Here is a 21,356-nt window from a genome sequence, read left to right as displayed (position 1 = left end):
TATGCTCATCACTTTTCTACATCATCAATGGAAAGCCTTTTGGCGCTCTAAGAATAAAGGGGGATCCATTGCTGCACAAATTTTTATTGGCTTTATCCTTCTGTATTTGCTTGCAGTAGCAGTTATTGCCGGACTTAGCCTCGAGATTCTGATTGAAAAATCCTTCCCTGGAAAAGATATATTCGGTGTATTTAATGGGTTTATTTTATATTATTTTGCCATCGAAATGATGATGAGGCTTCAGTTACAGGATTTACCCACCCTGAGTATTATACCTTATTTACATCTAAAAATCTCAAAACAAACTATAGTTAACTTCTTAAATGCAAGAGCATTATTTTCTGCTTTTAATATTTTGCCGTTATTCTTATTCGTTCCCTTTTGTGTAACCGCAATAGCCGATGTGCATGGTTCACTTGTAGCAATAATGTATATTGTTTCTATTATTTCCCTTACACTTTTTAATAATTACGCAGCGCTTTACATAAAGAGAATGAGTATATCCAATTTAAAGGTTATACCTATAATGCTTGCTTCAATTTTGACACTGGGGCTATTAGAGTATTTTAAAGTTTTTTCTATTTCGGCAATATCGAACCGCATATTTAATGTGATTTCTTTACATCCTTTAGTTGCGCTAGGGTTTAGTGGGATTGCCCTGGTGATATTTCTTGTGAACTCCAGATATCTTCGTAATAACTTATATACAGAGGAGTTAAGTAAAAATGAAGAGAAAAAAACGAGTACGGATTACCCTATCCTTGGTCGTTTTGGAGAAATAGGCACTTTAGTTGCCCTAGAGCTAAAATTAATTCTTAGACATAAAAGGACACGATCTAGCCTCATTATGTGTGTGATCTTTGTTTTTTATGGCTTCCTTTTTTACAAGAAAGATTTTTTACAGAAGGACAATTTTGCCGCCATGCTATTTGCTGCTGTTTTTATGACTGGCAGTGTAATTAGTATTTACGGTCAATTTATGTTTGGCTGGCAGGCCGCTCATTTTGACGGGCTATTGGTTAACAAAATTGACTTTAGAAAATTCATTAAAGCTAAGTTTTTACTATTCACTGTAATGTCCAGTTTTACCACATTGATCATAAGTCTTTACGGGTTTATCAGCTGGAAGATTTTGGCTGTTCAGTTTGCTGCTTATCTATACAATATTGGCATAGGAACTATAATAGTTCTCTATTTTGCAACTCGCAACTATAGGGCAATAGACCTGACCAAAGCTGCAACATTTAACTTTCAGGGGGTGGGCGCAAGTCAGTGGGTTTTAGGATTACCTTATTTCTTGCTACCTTATGTAATATTCTTGCCTTTCTTCTTTGTTGATCACCCTTATTGGGGCCTTGCTGCATTGGGAACATTGGGTGTCCTTGCTCTTTTAACCCGGGAATTCTGGGTAACCTTTTTAGTGAATCAATTTAATAAAAGAAAATATAACATTGCCGAAGGCTTTAGAGAATAACCATGATGCTAGAAATTTCAAATCTAAAAAAGATATACGGGAATAAAACCGTCGTAAATATTGAAGAATTACAGATCAATGCCGGAGAAACCATCGGCCTGGTAGGAAATAACGGAGCAGGAAAAACAACGCTATTTCGAATGCTGCTTGATCTGATTCGCCCAAATGCAGGTCAGATCCTGTCCAAAGGAGAGAATGTTGCAAAACACGATAAATGGAAAGACTACACAGCATCTTATCTTGATGAGGGTTTTCTGATAGATTATTTAACTGCCGAAGAGTATTTTACTTTTATTGGAGGTCTGCATAATTTTAGTCCGGCCCATGTAATGGATTATCTAAATCAATACATTGAGTTCTTTAATGATGAAATCCTTAATAAAGGCAAATATATTCGTGATTTTTCAAAGGGCAATCAAAATAAGATTGGTATTGCCGCAGCGCTTATGCAGAACCCCGAATTGTTAATATTGGATGAGCCTTTTGCTAATCTTGACCCTACTACTCAAATTCGGTTAAAATCATTAATTAAGAATTTGAAACAGGAGCACAAAATGACAACGCTAATATCCAGTCACGACTTAAATCACGTTACAGATGTTTGTGACAGGATTATTCTTTTAGAAAAAGGCCTGGTAATTAAAGATTTTCTTACAGATGAAAACACCTTGAAAGAATTAGAAGAATATTTTTCAGAATAATAGGTGGTTGTACTGAATTTTGGTCGCTTTCATACAAATTAAAATACGCCATTGTCCTTTTGTAACATTTATGTTTGCAAAAATTGACGGTGCAGGACAATAAAAATATGAAACAATAAAACTGGCATTAGGTTTGAGTTAGGCTCAAAGTAAAACAAACAATTATATTATGATTACTTCAAAATTTAAAATAGCAACATTTAGTATCGCTCTTTCTCTTGGTGCAATGGCATTTCAAGGTTGCGATAGTTTAACAAAAACACAAAAAGGAGCAGGTATTGGAGCTGCAGCGGGTGGTGTGATTGGTGCTATTATCGGTAAAAAAGCGGGTAATACAGCGGTAGGTGCTATTATTGGTGCTGCAGTTGGTGGTACAGCCGGTGGATTTATTGGTAAAAGGATGGATAAACAAGCTGCTGAAATACAGAATGCTATCCCAAATGCTGAAGTTATCCGTGAGGGTGAAGGTATTATCGTTAAGTTTGATAGTGGTATTCTTTTTGGTTTTGACAAATCAGATTTAACTGCTCAGGCTAAAACAAATATTAAATCTTTAGCTGGGTCAATAAATCAATATCCTGGAACTGACATTAAAGTTATTGGTCATACTGATAACAAAGGTACTGAAACCTATAACATGGCATTATCTGAAAGAAGAGCTGCCGCTGTTAAAGCGTATGCAGTTTCTCAAGGTGTTCCTTCATCACGTTTGATCACTTTAGGTAAAGGTTTCTCTGAGCCAATTGCTGATAATGCAACTGAAGAAGGAAGAGCTGCTAACCGTAGAGTTGAAGTTGTTATCGTTGCTAACGATCAATTGAAAAAAGAAGCTCAACAACAAGGCAAATAAGAACATTTACATCTACCTATAAAATAAAAACCCGTCGTACTATGTACTTCGGGTTTTTTACTTTTTATGATATTCTTCCTATTGGTAGATATCTTCAAAATAATGTATAGCAAGGGATTTAAGGAGTAATTCCTGCTCCATCATTGCAAACGAAGGAACCGGCTTTACAAGTTTCCAATGAGGCCATCCGTCCTGATCCAATCCTTCTAACTCGTAGAATCCCATTTCACTTAATAAACGACAGGTGGCAATATGCATTAGCTCCTCTTTTTGACGTTTACTATATTTTCCCGGACCTTTCCCTAACTCCTGAACACCAATCAAAAACAGTATAACTTTTAGATCAGGTACATCAGAATCAAATTCCTGTGCTATCTTTTGTTGCAAAATTTTCCATTTCGCATGTATTTCTGCAGGTTTCATATTACAAAGATACAATTAGACATGAAGCTTTATTACAATAATATTAAGCGTTTAGTAAAGTGATTTCTTATTTTTAGCACAATGTTACGGAGGTTATAATAGCTTCGAAGGATTAAAAGGAAATTTATATTAAAATGGAAAAAAAAATTATAACAGGCTTAATGGCCTACGGAATGTCTGGAAAGGTATTTCATGCCCCTTTTGTTGATGCACACCCAGGTTTTAAATTACATGCTGTAACTGAACGCAACCAAAAACAAGCCGCGGATGATTATCCTGGTGTAATTAGTTATAATACAATAGACGACTTAATAGCTGATGAAGCTATTGAACTTATCATTATAAACACGCCGAACTATACCCATTTTGATTATGCTACCAAATCGCTAAGTGCTGGAAAGCATATCTTAGTAGAAAAACCATTCACTGCTACATCAGCAGAAGCAAAGGAACTTTTCGAATTGGCTGACCGTATGGGTAAAAAAATATTCTTTTACCAAAACAGAAGATGGGATAGTGATTACATAGCTGTACGTGAAGTTATAGAAAGTGGAAAGCTTGGAAAACTGAACGAAGTTCACTTCCGCTATGATAGATATAGATTAGCCATAGGACCTAAAACCTTTAAAGAGGAACCCATAGCAGCAAGCGGATTAATGTATGATCTTGGACCGCACCTATTAGATCAGGCAATTAGCATATTCGGAAAACCAGAAACATTTCATAAAATTCTAGGCAAAAACCGTAAGGATACTAAAGTTGATGATTACTTTTCTATCCATTTAGGTTACCCAAATAGTGTCAATGTTTTTGTCCACTCTAATTTGCTATTGGTTGATCCACTTCCAGCTTTTGTATTACATGGTGAAAAAGGATCTTTACATAAAGAAAGAACTGATATTCAAGAAGAGCAGCTGTTAAAAAGAATGAAACTTTCTGACAGCGCCTATGGAATTGAACCTGAAGGAAAAGAAGGCAAATTGACATTAATTGATGAGCAAGGAAATAAAACGGTGCACTCAGTACCTTCTTTAAGAGGAAGCTACCTACCTTTATTCGAGGCAGTTTATCAGAGTGCTGTTAATGATGTTCCTTATCCGGTTACTCAAGATCAGGTGATTACTCAATTAGAAATTCTGGAAGCATAATAAATGGAAGGTTTATTTATTCTTATCCCAATATTACTTCTGGTAGTTTATTTTATACTTAGAAAAGATAACCGCCATAATTATGTGACCTTAAGCGAGTGGGATAAACAGTTGTTATTTAAGAATGTAAATTATTATCAACAACTGGAAGTAGACGATAAACCCAGATTTGAACAGAAACTTTCCGAGTTTTTAAGCTACGTCCGAATTGAAGGTGTTGGAACTGAGATTACCGTTTTAGATAAACTTTTAATTGCTTCGAGTGCCATTATTCCAGTCTTTGGTTTTGACAACTGGAAGTATAATAATTTAAGCAATGTAGTTTTATATCCAGACACCTTTAATACTGAATTTCAATACGAAGGTGGAGAAAGAAGGGTTATGGGGATGGTAGGTAACGGATTTATGAACGGGCAGATGATCTTATCGAGATCTGCCCTTCTTCAAGGTTTTTCAAATAGTGCAGATAAAGAGAACACTGCAATTCATGAGTTTGTTCATTTGCTGGACAAGTCTGACGGAGCAACCGATGGAGTACCTGAGAACTTATTAAAACACGAGTATACCATTCCGTGGGTTAAAATGATCCATGAGGAGATACAGCGCATTGAAAATGGCAAATCAGATATTAACCCTTATGCCATAACCAATGAAGCAGAGTTTTTTGCCGTAGTTTCAGAATATTTCTTTGAAAAACCTGAACAGTTTAATGTAAAACATCCTGAACTATACAACATCTTATCTAAAATATTTTTACAGAATCCGGCAAAGAAAACATTATAAACTACCCAATAGCGCTACATTAAATTCAGTAGATATTTCTATATGTGGAATATGGCCACAAGCTTCGAATTCAATAATTTTCGCACCTGGTATTTTAGCAGCAGTCTGTTTACCCAAAAGTTTATATTGTCCGTATAAAGCTTGTTGATCAGGACTAAGCAGCCCCTTTCCAACTATGGTCTTATCTTCCTTACCAATAAACAGTACTGTTGGCACCTTAATGTTATAGAATTCATAAACCACAGGCTGTTCATAGATCATAGTATACGTCATGGCTGCAACTTTTGCCCACCGTGGAAAATCACCACTATAGGTTACTCCTCCGGCAATACGGACTAGTTCCTCATACTCGGCTTTCCAAACAGTAAAATAAGACCCTTGATAATATTTCCTAATGCTTTCAGCGGTTGCTGTTAATTCCCTTTTATATTGTTCTTCGGTAGTCGAATAAGGTATAAAACGACGATAATCTTCTAATCCAATAGGGTTTTCAAGCAATAGTTTCTCGGTTTTTTCAGGATACATTAGTGCAAATCTGGTAGCCAGCATGCCCCCCATAGAATGGCCCAGAACACTAACTCTTGTAATACCTAAACCATCCAACAACTCTTTATTCCATTTGGCCATTTGATGAAAGCTATAATGGATAAAGGCCTTTGACGACTTACCAAACCCGATCTGATCGGGTACAATAACCCTAAACCCTCTGCTTGTGAGTGCTTTTATAACATTTGTCCAGTAATATCCTCCAAAGTTTTTACCATGAAACAACACCACTGTTCTTCCGTTATTAAGTTGGGTTGGAGGAATATCCATATAAGCCATGCGAAGGTCTTGCCCCTCTGTATTAACGGCAAAATATTTTACGGGATAAGCATATTTAACATTTTCTAAGTTGATGGAAATGGTATCTGTTTTTTGAGCAAATACTGAGGCAGCTGCACAGAATAAAAGAAAGAAGGATAAGGATATTGTTTTTAACATAGGTTAGTTTTAAAATGAAACAATAATAAGGTAGTGAAAGTTCTAAACTTAAGCATTATTTATAATTTTGCTAAAATATAAACAAAGAATGAGCATTCATTATTTAGGTCAGGAAAGGTTATGCCTTGCCCAGATCACAAAAATCATCGCCGAAAAGCAAACCATCGAACTATCTGACAGTGCTATTGAAAAAATTGAAAAGTGCAGAAAGTATTTGGACGATAAATTAAATCATAATGACGCTCCGATATATGGAATAAATACGGGTTTTGGATATTTACAAAATGTAAAGATCGAGGCCGAAATGCTATCTCAATTACAGCATAACTTACTTCTATCTCACGCATGCGGAACGGGAGAAGAAGTTCCTGCAGAAATTGTAAGGCTAATGCTTTTACTGAAAATACAATCGCTTAGTTATGGACATTCTGCAATAGCATTAACTACGGTTGAAAGACTTATAGCCTTTTACAACAACGACATTCTACCTGTAATCTATACCCAGGGATCTTTAGGTGCATCTGGAGATTTAGCTCCTCTGGCACACCTTGCTTTACCACTAATAGGTGAAGGTAGTGTAATTTACAAAGGAGAAAAGATTGCAACTGCTGATCTGTACCTTACATTGGGCTGGCAGCCACTCGTTCTACAATCGAAAGAAGGGCTTGCGCTAATAAATGGCACTCAATTTATGAGTGCCTATGGAATTTACTGCATTTCTAAAGCGCAGCATCTTGCAAAGTGGGCAGATGCCATAGCAGCTACTTCTATTGATAGTTTTGATTGCAGAATAGATCCATTTGATGACCTTAGTCATCTCATAAGGCCTCATGTAGGCCAGCTTCAAACTGCTGCTAATATTAGCAAATGGCTAGAAGGGAGTGAATTGATTAAGCAAAAAGGCAAACAAACGCAAGATCCTTATTCGTTTAGGTGTGTACCCCAGGTCCACGGAGCAAGTAAAGACAGCATTAATTATATACAATCTGTTTTTGAAACGGAGATTAACTCGGTAACAGACAATCCGAATGTTTTTCCGGATGAGGACAGGATCATTTCTGCCGGTAACTTCCATGGGCAACCATTGGCATTAACGCTGGATTTTATGTGTCTTGCTTTAGCAGAATTTGGATCAATCTCCGAAAGAAGAACTTTTCAACTGATCTCCGGACAAAGAGGCTTACCTCCTTTTCTGGTTAAAAATGCAGGGTTAAATTCAGGGCTGATGATAACGCAATACACTGCGGCATCCATTGCCAGCGAGAACAAGCAACTGTGCACACCGGCATCCGTAGATAGCATCGTATCTAGTAACGGGCAAGAGGACCATGTGAGCATGGGTGCAAATGCAGCAACTAAATGCTTGAGGGTTGTAAATAATTTAGAAAGAATTCTTGCAATTGAGCTGTTAACCGCAGCGCAGGCTTTAGAATTCAGGAGACCTCTTAAAACTTCTCCTGAACTGGAGAAGTTGATTTTTGCTTTCAGGCAAGAAATTCCGGCCCATGAAAATGACAGACTACTTTCCATAGAAATACAAAAATCTGTACAGTTTTTAAATGTATATAAGGGAGTATGATAACTTAAAAATAAGAGAGGAGCAAATTTGATATTTGCCCCTCTCTTATTTTCCTCATCAATGGGTTACTTTTTTAAAGTAAACGGGATGTTCACTCCAAATGTAACATTTCGTCCCTGATTATAGATACCAAGAGTTGGGTCCTCATCACTTAACCTTCCAGGCTTAAATCGACTTAAGTGATCATAATAAGCTTTGTCCAGCAAGTTTTTACCAGCAATATAAACCGTAATATCTTGAGTTTTACTCAACTTAACGGTTGTTCCAATTGCTGCATTTAAAAGCGTGTAGCCAGATGAAGGCTGTTCAAAACTGTCAATTTTACTCTGTTTAAAGAAATTATCAATACCAACAGAAAGATAAGAATGTTCGGTGCCATTTATTTTTGGCTCGAAACGCAATTCGTTGCGTAAAGTTGCCGCAGGAATAAAGGGCAGAGATTCCTTAGTAGTACGATTGGTGGCTCTTGTAAAGGAGAATCCATTCTCTAAGTGAATAAAACTTACAGGATGTAATGTTAAGGAGGCCTCTATACCTCTTAAAAAGGCATTATCTTGAACAAAGTTGTAGACTGGGAAATTTCTGCCATCAACTTCTTTCGTTTCCCCGCTGGTATTATAATAGATATAATCATTAATATAATTTGCAAAACCACCTAAACTGGCACTTAGATACTTGTTCTCGTAATCAAAAGAGGCATCAAACTGATAACTCTGCTCTGGCTTAAGGTTTGGATTACCTACCTCATAACGAAATACTCCTTCATGTACGCCGTTAGATGATAACTCTGCAATATTTGGTGCTCTAAAAGCGCTTCCGGCATTAGCCTTAAAACTTAATGCATCATTAAATTCATGGGTATAGCCAAGGGCCCCGGTAATGTGCGAAAATTTGTTGCTAAACGCACCAAAATCTACATCATCAGTATGAAAATCTTTGCCGATCATTTTTCTATAATCGAACCTGGCACCAATGTTAAAAGTGTTTTTGTCCCATGTTTTCTTAACAAAAGCAAACCCTCCAAATGCCTGACTGTCAAAATCTGGGATTAGCTGCTCTTGTCCACCTGTATTTAAACTATGAATGAATTCGCCCGAAGCACCTACTACAGGAGCCCAGCCATTCACTTCATTAAAAGAGTATTTTAAATCATAGCTATAGGTATAACTATTTAAAAACAAAGCGGGATCTTCCTCTGCCGCCTCCAGTTCTCTTCTTAAATTGTGCTGATAGCCCAAAGTTGCTTTTAGACTGCCTTCACCTAATAAAATATTACTGTTTAAGGCAACTTTATAATGACGGACATCTTGTTTTGGAAATGCTAGCGTCCTGTCTTTATTCTGCTCATCTGTAAATGGAGCTCCATCTTCGTTCACAAGTTGCCCATCTTCATTTCTCGCCGGTTCATAGAACCCAATATTAGTGCGGAAACTCGATGCATCCAAATGCGCATAACCCCATCTTTTGTTTAACCCGATCTGTCCTTCAAAGTTAGATTCATTAAATCCTGAGTTGGGAACATATTCTGTTGGTGTTTGATAAGAATAAGCATTTTTATACGAACCCCTTGCTCTATAAACAAATCCGTTTTCGTTACCTTGAAGCATTAATGAGCTACCCGTCAAACCATTGTTGGTGGCATAATTCGTTAAAAACTCTCCTTTTATGGTCCCTTCTGGAGCCGGTAGCGCATCAAGGATATTAATAACCCCACCTAAAGCGTCAGATCCATACATTAAACTTGCCGGGCCCTTTAATACTTCAACCCTGTCTGCACTGTATTGATCAATTTCAATTCCGTGCTCATCTCCCCATTGCTGTCCTTGTTGTTTAACACCATTATTTAGTGTAACTACCCTATTGTAGCTTAAGCCACGGATAACCGGCTTTGATATTCCAGCTCCAGTTGTGATTTGAGATACGCCAGGTGTACGAGATATAGCATCTATTAAGTTGGTTGAAGGACGATACAGCAAATCAGCCTTGCTTACGGTTGCTATAGAGGTGCTATTTTTTTTGTTATCGGAACTATTTGCCGATCCTGTTATAACTACCTCCCGCCCCTCTATTACGCTTGACTTTAAGGCAAATTCCATCGACCCTACATTCTTAAAGTCGACAATTTGGGTTATTGTTTGATAACCTACATATCTAATCTGTACAAGGAAGCTTCCGCGAGCGGGTACATTTTTTAAGGTAAATTCACCCGATTCATTCGTCATAACAGAAACCCGAAGGTCTGGAATTAAAATCGATGCCCCTGGTAACGGTTGTTGGGTTTCTGCATCCACAACTTTACCTTTCAATTCTATTAATTCAGCAGCAAAACCAGTTGCAGAGAAAAACGTATATAGTAGTACAACTATTAAAAATTGTATCTTTTTCATGAATATAATTATATGATTACAAACCTCCCTGAATGTTCAAGTCGGCTTCAATTGAGTGTATAAAATCATGATGCAACGCACAAAATCCATGCAGCGTCATGACAAGTAATAAATTAAAGAAATATTAAGCTATCGGTGGGCCTCTTAACCCTAAACGGATTAAGTCAGCATAAGAATTGCTGATTGCCTCTACAGGTTTTAAACCAGATTTGCTAACCTGATATAAAGTGTAATGAGAGTGAGTGGTGATGTAGTCTTTTTCGAAATGAGCCGCACATATTAAACAAGTATCAGCATGCGTGCGCACGTGAAATTGATGTTTACAGGTCTCTCCATTTTTTGCACATTGTGTCTCCTCCTCATGATGACTATGAAGAATGCTAAATGGCGTAAGTGCAATGGAAAAGACCATTAACAAAACGATCGAGATAGCTTTATTGATATGTAAAACCTTTTCTTTCAATTTCAAAAACCAAACTTAACCAATTCTATATAATTATATACATTTGTCTGGTAACATTGCCTTTATATGACTGCTATTGTAAACTACCCAACCGCACTTTGTGATGGATTGGGCTTTAGACATCAATAATGTACAGTACAACTATACCTATCGTATCTTTCGGGCAGATTTACAGCAACCCCAAGCAAAGCAATGTTTTGAGCAGCATTAAAGTCCGCATCGATCACATCCACTTTGCAATTTTTATTTGTACACTTAAAAACCTTATTGGTTCTTTTACCAATGTATCTACAGTAATTACAGGTTTGAGAAGTGTATCCAGGTTCTACAACGACCAGCTTAACAGCATTCAAACGACATTTGTATTCCAGAAAAGAACGAAGCTGTGCAAAAGACCAACGACCAAGTTTTGTTCTAAACTTTTTATTTCTCGGTTTAGAACTAAATCGGATGTTCGTCAGGTTTTCAATAGCAATTCCTTTTCTTTGATCCTTAGCGGATTTTACAATCGATTTGGAAATGGTGTGGTTGATTATAGCAGATGTAGTTCGTTCCTTGCCACTAAGCCGTTTGCTCAACTTTTTGGAGTTGCGTGTGCCTTTGCGTTGAACAGAACTACGAACCTTTTGTCTTTTTTCTCTGTATTGATTCATCCAGTCAGCGGAGTGTTTACCGCCATCAGAGGTAACGGCTATATCGGTCAATCCAAAATCAACACCGATAAATCCCGATATATCCTGTGCAGCTGGTTCTGGAATGTCCAGGGTTTGATAAAGAAAGAATTTGCCTTTTTTATAAACCAAATCAGCTTCACCTTTGAGGTATGGAATATAATCGGGGTTGTGACAAATAAAGCGAATGTTTTGACGACCACCTATGCACCACAAAGAGACCACATGATCCTGCTTGTATGTCATGATACGCGCATCATAAGTAATGCTTCCCATTGTTTTAAAAGCGCGTTTGGTTTTCTTATCCAATTTATAAGCATGGGCAACTTTTGTAAATGCGCGTACAAGCATTTGGGAAGAAAGCCCAAATTTACCTTTGTAAGAATCGTAAAGCTGGTAATGGAGTTTGAATTTATTGAAAATACGCTTTTCCCAAGCGACCTCAGAAATCGCATTGCAAGCAAGGTTTGCTTCCCGAAAGGTTTCCAGAAGCAACTCGGTTTGTTCAGCAGTTGGAAGCAATTTTATTTTCAATACCAATTTCACAATACTAATGTACGGACTTAATTAAATAACTAAAAACAATAGCTATATTGACTAAAAACAATAGTAATATTTTAATTTTAAAATTAGGGGATAGCTGCTTTCCCCCCACCCACGCTTAGGCGATGAGTGGGTTTCCGCAGCCTTTTTATGAATTTAAATCTTGATCTCAGTAAAAAAAATACACCAATCGGCACCACATTAACCTGCAAAGGGTGGGTACAGGAAGCCGCGTTGCGAATGTTATTGAATAACCTTGATCCAGAGGTTGCAGAGCGTCCGGAAGAGCTTATTGTTTACGGTGGCAGAGGCAAAGCAGCAAGAAATAAAGAAGCCTTAGCGTTAATCATTAAAGCTTTACAAAACCTGGAAGACACGGAGACGCTGTTAATACAGTCTGGCAAACCAGTAGGAATATTACCAACGCATAAAGATGCACCAAGGATATTGATATCGAACTCCCAACTAGTACCAAAATGGGCTACCCAACAGCACTTTGATGAGCTGGAAGATAAGGGCTTGATGATGTATGGTCAAATGACAGCGGGTTCATGGATTTATATAGGCTCGCAGGGCATCGTACAAGGCACTTATGAAACCTATTCGGCATTGTCAAAAAAGCACTTTGGCAGTAACTTAAAAAACACTTTAAATGTTACGGCTGGACTTGGGGGTATGGGGGGTGCCCAACCACTCGCAATAACAATGAACATGGGTGTATGCCTGGCAGCTGAAGTCGAAGAATGGCGCATTCAGAAAAGATTAGAAACTCGTTACATCGACGAAATTGAACATAACATAGATGCTGCAATTGACAGGGCATTGCAATACAAACAAGAAGGTAAAGCATTATCCATCGGTGTGGTTTGTAATGCAGTTGAATTATTACAGCGATTGATAGATAGAAGTATTACACCTGATACTTTAACTGATCAAACTTCGGCACACGACCCTTTAATTGGATACTTCCCTGAAGGATTGAGTGTTTCGGAAGCCAATGCTTTGCGTACTGCAAATCCTGATAAGTATGTAGAGCGCTCTTATGCTACAATGGCTAAGCATGTGCGGCAAATGCTGGAATTACAGAAAAGAGGAGCCATCACATTTGATTATGGCAACAATCTGCGTGGGCGCGCACTGGAAGTCGGTGTTAAAAATGCATTTGACTTCCCTGGTTTCGTTCCAGCTTATATTCGTCCACTTTTTTGTGAGGGCAAAGGTCCTTTTAGATGGGCGGCTTTAAGCGGGGATTCACAAGACATTTACGAAACAGACAAATTGATCCTCGAATTATTTCCTGAAAACGAAAGTTTAAAACAATGGATTACCATGGCCCAGGAACGAATTGCATTCCAGGGTTTACCTGCCAGAATTTGCTGGCTTGGACAGGGAGAACGCGAAAAAGCTGGCGTTGCATTTAATAAATTAGTGGCCGAAGGAAAGGTAAAAGCTCCGATTGTAATCGGTAGAGATCATTTAGATACAGGTTCTGTTGCTTCGCCAAACCGGGAAACAGAAGCAATGCTGGATGGTTCAGATGCTGTGGCAGACTGGCCCATTCTTAACGCATTAATTAATACCGCTGGTGGAGCAAGCTGGGTTTCACTTCATCACGGTGGAGGAGTTGGAATTGGATATTCCATACATGCTGGAATGGTAATAGTTGCTGATGGTACTGCCGATGCTGAAGCGCGAATTAAACGTGTGCTACATAATGATCCGGCACTGGGGGTTATAAGGCATGCTGATGCGGGATATGATATTGCAAAGGACACCTTAAGAAAACATCGTTTAGGCCTGTAAAATCCAGCTCCGTTCAACGTTTTATTACAAAACGATGATAGAATAATTCAATACCTTTAATTGGTTTTTGAAACATGCTAACTACTTATACGTTATATAAATAAAAAGGAAATGGCAACTGCTCAGCAAATTCGAAATGGTTACATCGATTACGTTTTAATGAACGATGAGAAACCTAAATCAGTTTATAGTTTTGTTAAAAAATTAAAGATATCTGAGTCCGATTTTTATGAGTTTTACGCCTCTTTTGAAAGTATAGAAAAGATTATATGGGTAGAATTAATAGTAGAAACCATTGGTACTTTACAGCAGCAGGAGGTCTGGAACGAGTACTCATCCAGAGATAAAATCCTTGCTTTTTTCTATAGCTATGTTGAAGTACTCAAAAAGCAAAGAAGCTTTGTAATTTATAGCCTTAAAACAACTAAAGATAGATTCTCGACCCCTGACGCACTTTCGGGAGTAAAACCAATATTTGAACATTTTGCTGAAGAGATCTTGAACGAAGGCCTGGAAACAGGAGAATTGGCAGAAAGAAAATTTTTCAGCAAAAGGTATAAAGACGCCCTTTGGATTCAATTTGCTTTTATAGTAAAATTCTGGGTTAGTGATGATAGTACGGGATTTGAAAAAACTGATGAGGCAATAGAAAAAGGCATAAATGTAACCTTTGACCTATTTCAAAGATCACCTATCGACAATCTGTTGGAATATGGAAAGTTCCTCTCAAGGAACGGGCATTTTAAAGAGAAGATGAGATTTTAAGATCAAATGAAAGAGCAAAGCAGTATCCCGGTAACTAAAACGCAGAGGTCAGCAAAATTTGTAAAAACAGGATTTCAGATCGGTGGCAACTACATCAAACACTATTCTAAGAAACTATTTAATCCACAACTGACTAATGATGAGTTAAATGAAGACAATGCTACAGACATTTATAAATCACTTAGTGAACTAAAAGGAAGTGCATTAAAGATTGCCCAAATGTTAAGCATGGATAAAAATATCCTGCCTAAATCTTATATTGATAAGTTTACACAATCACAATATAATGCTCCTCCACTGTCAGGGCCACTTATTGTAAGAACTTTTACCAAAAGCTTTGGGAAAACTCCAGAAAAAATCTACGACAAATTTAATCTCAGATCAACCAATGCCGCATCAATCGGCCAAGTTCATACTGCTGAATTAAAGGGGAAAAAACTTGCAGTGAAAATTCAATACCCAGGTGTTGGCGATAGCATCTCTTCTGATCTTAAAATGGTAAAGCCCTTTGCTTTTCGTTTATTAGGTATGAGCGAGAAAGAATTGAATATTTATATTAAAGAGGTTGAAGAGCGCTTATTAGAAGAAACCGACTATGAACTGGAAGTAAAACGTTCTATCGAGTTTTCTGAAGCCTGTAAAAATTTAAATAATGTTGTTTTCCCAACTTACTACCCGGAACTGTCGGGAAAGAAAATAATCTCGATGGATTGGATAGATGGTCATCATCTAAAAGAATTTTTAAAGACAAAACCTTCACAGKAATTACGAAATAAAATTGGTCAGGCCCTTTGGGACTTCTATAATTTCCAGCAACACGAATTAAGAGCAGTTCATGCTGATCCACATCCCGGAAATTTTTTGATCACTCCGGAAGAAAAACTAGGGGTTATCGATTTTGGATGCATCAAAGAAATGCCCGATGACTTCTATTATCCCTTTTTCTCACTCATATCTACTGATGTGATTAAAGATAAAGCTAAAACAATTGAAGCATTTCGAAAACTAGAAATGATTCATAAGGAAGATAATGCTGAACAGATCGAATTCTATTATCATGCTTATCGTGAAATGATTGAACTATTCGCGAGGCCATATACAAGCGAAGTATTTAATTTTGACAATCCGGATTTTTTTGCACGGCTATATTCCTATGGCGAAAAGATTTCTAAGATGGCTGAGTTTAAACAAGCAAGGGGCGTTAAGCATTTTATTTATGTAAACCGGACAAATTTTGGTCTGTATGCCATTTTACAAGAGCTTAAAGCGATTGTAAATACAACTACATACAAACCTCATTTGAAATAAGAAAGGGCATAGTCGCCACAACCACACCCATTCTAACCTAAAACTCTATTCTTGGACTTTAATAATGTAAAAAGGTTCAATGAAACTCCCAGATTATTTTAACGTCGCAGCAGTAACCATTAGGCATACTATTGCAATAATTTGTTCAAATTTCTCAAATAAACAATAAACAAATCATTCTACTTGAATATATTTGTACTACTAAATATCTCTATTTTGGCAAAAGGCTCTACAATTTACAAAAACATACTTGTTATTGAGGATAATCACGCTATCCTTGATGTGATCACCTTGATTTTACAAAGTGAAGCATATAATGTAACAGGCCTTAACAAGAGCGCAGATATGATGTTTCATATTGAGCAGCTTAAACCGGATTTACTTATTCTTGATATCATGTTGCCTGATGGAGATGGCCGCGAATTGCTAAAAACACTTAGGTCTGATGCAACTACGGATCAAATCCCTGTATTGATGATATCTGCGAGATATACAGCTCAAAATGTTGAACATGGTGAATACAAGCCAAATGGTTTTCTTGCTAAACCATTTGACATTGATGATCTTTTGGACAAAATAGAAGGTATTTTGGCCGGTAAAACTTACATCTAAACCAGATAAACGTTGCTGTTATGACTCAAAATGAAGAATTGATCCGCCACTTTTACGCTAGCTTTCAAAATAAAGACGTAAAGGCTATGCAAGATTGCTACGCCGATAGTGCTACCTTTAGCGATCCTGTATTTACTAATTTAAATGCAAAACAGGTACGTTCTATGTGGGCTATGCTTATCAAAAGCGGCAAGGATATGCGAATTGAGTTTAAAAATATTTCGGGAAATGAGATGGGGGGAAGCGCCGAATGGGACGCATATTATACTTTTTCCGCTACAGGAAACATGGTAGTTAATAGAATTAAAGCCTCCTTTCTAATAGAGAACGGGAAAATAACAAAACATACTGACCAGTTCAATTTTTACACATGGGCTAAACAAGCTCTTGGATTTACAGGGCTTTTATTAGGATGGACAACCTTTTTAAGAAATAAGATCAGCACTAAAGCAAAAAGAAATTTGGAGAACTTTATGGCTTCCTCAAAGACTAATTAACTTTTAACAGTTCAACAACAGCAGCAATAGTTAGCTTTTCTTGTTGCCCGCTTTTCATGTTTTTCAATGTTAAGACATCATTGCTCATTTCTTCACTTCCGATGAGTATTACGTAAGGAATATGTTTATCGTCAGCATAGCTCATCTGCTTTTTAAGCTTCGAAGAAGATGGATATAGTTCCGCAGCAATATTTGCCCCACGCAGTTGCTGTAAGATTGGCAGAGCATATCTTTCGGCTTCCTTATCAAAGTTACTGATCAGAACCTTTGTGCCTGCAGCTGCAGATTCAGGGAAAAGATTCAGTTCCTGTAATACATCATAAATTCTATCCGCACCAAAAGATACCCCAACCCCGGTTAAGCCCTTTAAACCAAACATACCGGTTAAATCGTCATATCTTCCTCCTCCTCCAATGCTCCCCATAGAAACCTCATTGGTTTTCACTTCAAATATGCAACCTGTATAATAATTCAATCCTCTTGCCAGCGTAATATCTAATTCAACATTCGGATTCATAGACGAGTCTGCTTTAAGCATTGAATTTACATAGTCAAACACCGCCTCTATCTCTTCAACGCCTTTAAGTCCTGTTGCTGAAACAGACAATACTGTTTTTAAACTATCCAGCTTTTGTTCGTTAGTACCTTCAAGCAAAATAACCGGCTTTAACCTATCTATATCTGCTTCAGTAAACCCACGCTCCAATAGCTCTTTAATTACGCCATCTAAACCTATTTTATCAAGTTTATCAATAGCAACAGTCATATCTATAATTAATTCAGGCTTACCTACAACTTCAGCAATTCCTGATAATATCTTGCGGTTATTGATCTTTATTGTAAAGTCCTTTAACCCAAGATTGCTTAACGCTTCCTGATAGATCAATATAAACTCAGCCTCGTTTAATAAACTATCAGATCCAACAACATCCACATCACACTGATAAAACTCTCTGTAACGTCCCTTCTGTGGTCTGTCAGCACGCCATACAGGTTGTACCTGGAACCGTTTAAAGGGGAGAGAAATATCATTCTGATGCATCACAACATAGCGTGCAAAAGGCACCGTTAAATCGTAACGTAAGGCTTTTTCGCTAATGGATGATGTAACAGCATTTGAATTTGCTTGCGAAAGCAGTTCCGGCTTTACCTTAGAAAGGAAATCACCACTGTTTAATATCTTAAATATAAGTTTATCGCCCTCATCACCATATTTACCAGTTAAGGTTGATAGATTTTCCATTGAGGGCGTTTGTATCTCTGCATAGCCATATTTTTTAAACACCATTTTAATGGTATCAAAAATATAGTTACGTTTTACCATTTCCTGTGGAGAAAAATCTCTGGTTCCTTTAGCTAAAGAGGGTTTGATATTCGACATGAGCGCAAAAGTACAAAAAGTAACAAGCATAAAAAAGCTTGCCTGTATTATACACAGGCAAGCTCAATATTTAAATCTCCTTGAAGAGAATTCTGATTAAACTAATAACCTAACAGGTTCTTCCATTAGTGCTTTAAATGTTTGCAGGAATGCAGCACCTGTAGCGCCATCAACCGTACGGTGATCACAACTTAAGGTAACCTTCATTATATTTCCTGGAACAACAGCACCATTTTTAACAACCGGTACTTGTGAGATTCCGCCTATAGCAAGAATACAAGAATCAGGAGTATTGATGATAGCAGTAAATTCATCTATACCAAACATACCTAAGTTTGAAACAGTGAAAGTTGAACCTTCCCAATCAGCAGGCTGTAATTTTTTAGCTTTTGCACGTTGTGCGAAATCCTTAACCTCAGCAGAAATACGGGATAATGATTTTCCATCAGCAAAACGTACTACAGGAACCAATAATCCATCTTCAACAGCTATAGCTACACCTATGTTTACATGCTCGTTGTAACGAATTGCATCTCCTCTCCAAGAAGAGTTTACATTTGGATGTTGTTTTAAAGCCACAGCTACTGCTTTTAGAACTAAATCATTGAATGATAGTTTAACAGGCGAGAATTCATTCATCTTAGTGCGTGCGGCAATGGCAGCGTCCATATCGATAACCATGGTAAGGTAGAAATGCGGCGCAGTGAATAAGCTTTCGCTTAAACGCTTAGCAATTACCTTACGCATTTGAGAAACAGGTTTCTCAGTGAATTTCTCTTCGCCTAAATACTGTGCAAGTACCGGTGCAGATTTTTCTGCAGGGGCACCTGATTCAGCTGCTTTGGCAGCAGGCTTAAAGTTTTCAATATCTTTTTTAATAATACGTCCACCATCTGCACTACCAGCAACCTGACTAAGGTCAATTCCTTTTTCCTGGGCAATCTTTTTAGCTAACGGAGATGCTTTTACGCGATCAGTGCTTCCTGAAGCAAGAGGAGCTTCTTCTTTCTGAGACACTGGTGAAGATTTCTCTTCAACTGGAGCATCAGATTTTTTATCAGCAGCAGGTTTTGCCGGAGCGTCGCCCTGGCTAAGTATTCCACTAATGTCAGTTCCTTCCGGACCTACAATGGCAATAATCCCATTAACTTTAGCTGCCTGCCCTTTTTCAACACCAATGTGTAATAAAGTTCCTTCAGCATAACCCATTACCTCCATAGTAGCCTTATCGGTTTCTACGTCAGCAAGGATGTCATCATTTTTAACTTTATCACCTACTTTTTTATGCCATTCAGCAATTACGCCTTCAGTCATAGTATCACTTAATAAAGGCATACGAACAACCGTAACACCTTGTTTCTCTAAATCTGCATCAGTTATTGCCGGAGCTGAGGCAGATTCCTTTTTCTCTTCAACAGGTTTCTCCGATGATGATTTATCTGCAGCAGGTTCTTCTTTAGCAGCAGGTGTTGCACCGCCTTCCGCGTCAAGGGCAGCTTTGTAATCTTCACCCTCTTTACCAACTACAGCAATAATAGCATCAACAGGAACAGCTTTACCTTCTTCTACACCAATGTACAATACGGTACCATCCCAATATGATTCTAAATCCATGGTTGCCTTATCGGTTTCCACTTCGGCCATAACATCGCCGCTTTTAACTTTATCGCCAACTTTTTTATGCCACTTAGCCATAACACCTTCTGTCATGGTATCGCTCATTTTGGGCATTCTAACTATTTCAGCCATTCTATATATCTATTGAAATGCGTTCTAAATTAATCTTGTACGTATGGGTAGTCTTGTTGCACATAAACATCAGTATATAATTCCGATGCTTCAGGCCAAGGAGACTCTTCAGCAAATTTCACAGATTCATCAACAATCTGTTTTACTTTATTTTCAATTTCTTCGATCCATGCCTGATCAGCATATTTCTCTTTAAGAATCACTTCTCTTACTGTTTCAATAGGATCTTTAGCTTTGTACTCTTCTAATTCGTCTTTTGTACGATATTTAGCAGGGTCAGACATAGAATGTCCGCGGTAACGGTAAGTTCTCATCTCTAAGAAAGTTGGGCCTTCACCATTTCTTGCACGTTGAGCAGCTTCATCCATTGCGTTGTGAACTGCAACAGGGTCCATTCCATCTACCGGGGCACATGGCATATCGAAACCTAGTCCTATTTTATAAATATCAACCATGTTTGTAGTACGCTCCACAGAAGTTCCCATTGCATAACCATTGTTTTCGCAAACAAATATTACAGGTAATTTCCAAAGCATCGCCATATTGAAAGCCTCATTTAAAGCTCCCTGACGAACGGCTCCATCACCCATGTAGCAAACATTTACATTTTTAGTGCCTTTATATTTTTCAGCAAACGCAATACCTGCTCCAAGAGGGATTTGTCCACCTACAATACCATGGCCACCATAAAAATTAAATTCCTTACTAAACATGTGCATAGAACCACCTTTGCCTTTTGAGCAACCTGTAGCTTTACCATACATCTCGGCCATAATGCTATTTGCACTTACGCCTTTTGCCAAAGCATGAGCATGATCACGGTAAGCAGTTATCATGGAATCTTCCGGCTGTAATGCAGAAATAGCTCCTGCAACAACGGCCTCCTGGCCAATATATAAATGACAAAATCCACGGATTTTCTGTTGTCCGTATAGTTGTCCAGTTTTTTCTTCGAACTTGCGCATCAGCAACATCGACTCAAACCACTTCAGATAGGTATCTTTATTAATTTCTACTGCACTCATTGTTGGGTGTTGATTTTTATTTACGAGAGCAAATCTACTTCTTTATTGCAACATATCGAAGAAAATGATGTAAAATGCACACTAAGGTTACAAAAAATGTTAATAACTTTTAATATTAGGTCTATGACATTTGGATAACATTTGTAAAATACATATGTTTGCCATCCAAACAATAAGCCCTAGTGGTGTACGTTTAAGTGTAAGTGCCTT

At 37.7% G+C, this 21,356-nt stretch carries 19 protein-coding genes; 11 read left to right on the top strand and 8 right to left on the bottom strand.

The window, feature by feature from the left end:
• Window position 1 precedes the first annotated feature (1 nt).
• The 3 genes from AC1DDK_RS13915 (at window position 2) to AC1DDK_RS13905 (ending at window position 3,025) form a co-directional block, all read left to right on the top strand.
• A complete protein-coding gene (locus AC1DDK_RS13915; protein WP_172661827.1) occupies window positions 2-1,474 on the top strand; it encodes a DUF5687 family protein in 1,473 nt (490 codons plus the stop codon).
• A gap of 2 nt (window positions 1,475-1,476) precedes the next feature.
• The gene (locus AC1DDK_RS13910; protein ID WP_172661828.1) at window positions 1,477-2,175 is read left to right on the top strand and encodes an ABC transporter ATP-binding protein; all 699 of its coding nucleotides are present in this window, start codon (window positions 1,477-1,479) and stop codon (window positions 2,173-2,175) included.
• Between the two features lie 169 nt (window positions 2,176-2,344).
• Window positions 2,345-3,025, top strand: coding sequence for a YiaD family glycine zipper/OmpA-like lipoprotein (locus tag AC1DDK_RS13905; protein WP_099440429.1), 681 nt, complete (start codon window positions 2,345-2,347; stop codon window positions 3,023-3,025).
• Between the two features lie 78 nt (window positions 3,026-3,103).
• On the opposite strand, the gene AC1DDK_RS13900 is transcribed toward AC1DDK_RS13905, so the two are convergent.
• Window positions 3,104-3,448: a hypothetical protein gene (locus tag AC1DDK_RS13900; RefSeq protein WP_048907844.1), complete on the bottom strand. Its 345-nt coding sequence runs from the start codon at window positions 3,446-3,448 to the stop codon at window positions 3,104-3,106.
• Between the two features lie 134 nt (window positions 3,449-3,582).
• Between AC1DDK_RS13900 and AC1DDK_RS13895 the strand changes: the two genes are divergently transcribed.
• On the top strand, window positions 3,583-4,596 hold the full coding sequence (locus AC1DDK_RS13895; RefSeq protein WP_288884367.1) for a Gfo/Idh/MocA family oxidoreductase: 1,014 nt from the start codon (window positions 3,583-3,585) through the stop codon (window positions 4,594-4,596).
• Window positions 4,597-4,599: 3 nt separating this feature from the next.
• Entirely contained in the window at window positions 4,600-5,379 is a 780-nt protein-coding gene (locus AC1DDK_RS13890) for a M90 family metallopeptidase (protein ID WP_288884366.1), read from the top strand.
• Here AC1DDK_RS13890 and AC1DDK_RS13885 read toward each other — a convergent pair.
• The gene (locus AC1DDK_RS13885; RefSeq protein WP_288884365.1) at window positions 5,374-6,363 is read right to left on the bottom strand and encodes an alpha/beta fold hydrolase; all 990 of its coding nucleotides are present in this window, start codon (window positions 6,361-6,363) and stop codon (window positions 5,374-5,376) included. The two genes, AC1DDK_RS13890 and AC1DDK_RS13885, sit on opposite strands and share 6 nt — an antisense overlap.
• An 88-nt stretch (window positions 6,364-6,451) precedes the next feature.
• Here AC1DDK_RS13885 and hutH point away from each other — a divergent pair, with 88 nt between their 5' ends.
• Entirely contained in the window at window positions 6,452-7,942 is a 1,491-nt protein-coding gene (hutH, locus tag AC1DDK_RS13880; protein WP_288884364.1) for a histidine ammonia-lyase, read from the top strand.
• 65 nt (window positions 7,943-8,007) lie between these two features.
• On the opposite strand, the gene AC1DDK_RS13875 is transcribed toward hutH, so the two are convergent.
• The 3 genes from AC1DDK_RS13875 to AC1DDK_RS13865 all read right to left on the bottom strand — a co-directional run bounded on the left by AC1DDK_RS13875 (window position 8,008) and on the right by AC1DDK_RS13865 (window position 11,997).
• Window positions 8,008-10,329, bottom strand: coding sequence for a TonB-dependent receptor (locus tag AC1DDK_RS13875; RefSeq protein WP_337717293.1), 2,322 nt, complete (start codon window positions 10,327-10,329; stop codon window positions 8,008-8,010).
• A 124-nt stretch (window positions 10,330-10,453) separates the two neighbouring features.
• On the bottom strand, window positions 10,454-10,798 hold the full coding sequence (locus tag AC1DDK_RS13870) for a hypothetical protein (protein WP_288884283.1): 345 nt from the start codon (window positions 10,796-10,798) through the stop codon (window positions 10,454-10,456).
• Between the two features lie 116 nt (window positions 10,799-10,914).
• Window positions 10,915-11,997 carry an RNA-guided endonuclease InsQ/TnpB family protein gene (locus AC1DDK_RS13865; RefSeq protein WP_288884282.1) on the bottom strand — a complete coding sequence of 361 codons (1,083 nt, stop codon included), beginning with the start codon at window positions 11,995-11,997 and terminating at the stop codon, window positions 10,915-10,917.
• 159 nt (window positions 11,998-12,156) lie between these two features.
• Between AC1DDK_RS13865 and hutU the strand changes: the two genes are divergently transcribed.
• From hutU to AC1DDK_RS13840, 5 genes are all read left to right on the top strand, one after another.
• Window positions 12,157-13,809, top strand: a complete 1,653-nt coding sequence (gene hutU / locus AC1DDK_RS13860; protein WP_288884281.1) for a urocanate hydratase — start codon at window positions 12,157-12,159, stop codon at window positions 13,807-13,809.
• A 111-nt stretch (window positions 13,810-13,920) separates the two neighbouring features.
• On the top strand, window positions 13,921-14,574 hold the full coding sequence (locus AC1DDK_RS13855) for a TetR family transcriptional regulator C-terminal domain-containing protein (protein ID WP_288884280.1): 654 nt from the start codon (window positions 13,921-13,923) through the stop codon (window positions 14,572-14,574).
• A 6-nt stretch (window positions 14,575-14,580) separates the two neighbouring features.
• Window positions 14,581-15,882, top strand: coding sequence for an ABC1 kinase family protein (locus AC1DDK_RS13850; RefSeq protein ID WP_477633945.1), 1,302 nt, complete (start codon window positions 14,581-14,583; stop codon window positions 15,880-15,882).
• Between the two features lie 183 nt (window positions 15,883-16,065).
• Entirely contained in the window at window positions 16,066-16,494 is a 429-nt protein-coding gene (locus AC1DDK_RS13845) for a response regulator transcription factor (RefSeq protein WP_235207291.1), read from the top strand.
• 20 nt (window positions 16,495-16,514) lie between these two features.
• Window positions 16,515-16,991: a nuclear transport factor 2 family protein gene (locus AC1DDK_RS13840; protein WP_288884278.1), complete on the top strand. Its 477-nt coding sequence runs from the start codon at window positions 16,515-16,517 to the stop codon at window positions 16,989-16,991.
• On the opposite strand, the gene hisS is transcribed toward AC1DDK_RS13840, so the two are convergent.
• From hisS to pdhA, 3 genes are all read right to left on the bottom strand, one after another.
• Window positions 16,984-18,372: a histidine--tRNA ligase gene (hisS, locus tag AC1DDK_RS13835; protein ID WP_337717291.1), complete on the bottom strand. Its 1,389-nt coding sequence runs from the start codon at window positions 18,370-18,372 to the stop codon at window positions 16,984-16,986. The two genes, AC1DDK_RS13840 and hisS, sit on opposite strands and share 8 nt — an antisense overlap.
• Window positions 18,373-18,468: 96 nt before the next feature.
• Entirely contained in the window at window positions 18,469-20,121 is a 1,653-nt protein-coding gene (locus AC1DDK_RS13830; RefSeq protein WP_337717288.1) for a pyruvate dehydrogenase complex dihydrolipoamide acetyltransferase, read from the bottom strand.
• Window positions 20,122-20,150: 29 nt separating this feature from the next.
• Window positions 20,151-21,146, bottom strand: coding sequence for a pyruvate dehydrogenase (acetyl-transferring) E1 component subunit alpha (gene pdhA / locus AC1DDK_RS13825; RefSeq protein ID WP_172661841.1), 996 nt, complete (start codon window positions 21,144-21,146; stop codon window positions 20,151-20,153).
• Window positions 21,147-21,356 lie beyond the last annotated feature (210 nt).

The sequence above is a fragment of the Pedobacter sp. 05T44 genome, assembly GCF_056395985.1.
Note: the sequence above shows the minus strand (reverse complement) of the source record. Positions and strands in the feature narration are given on the sequence as shown.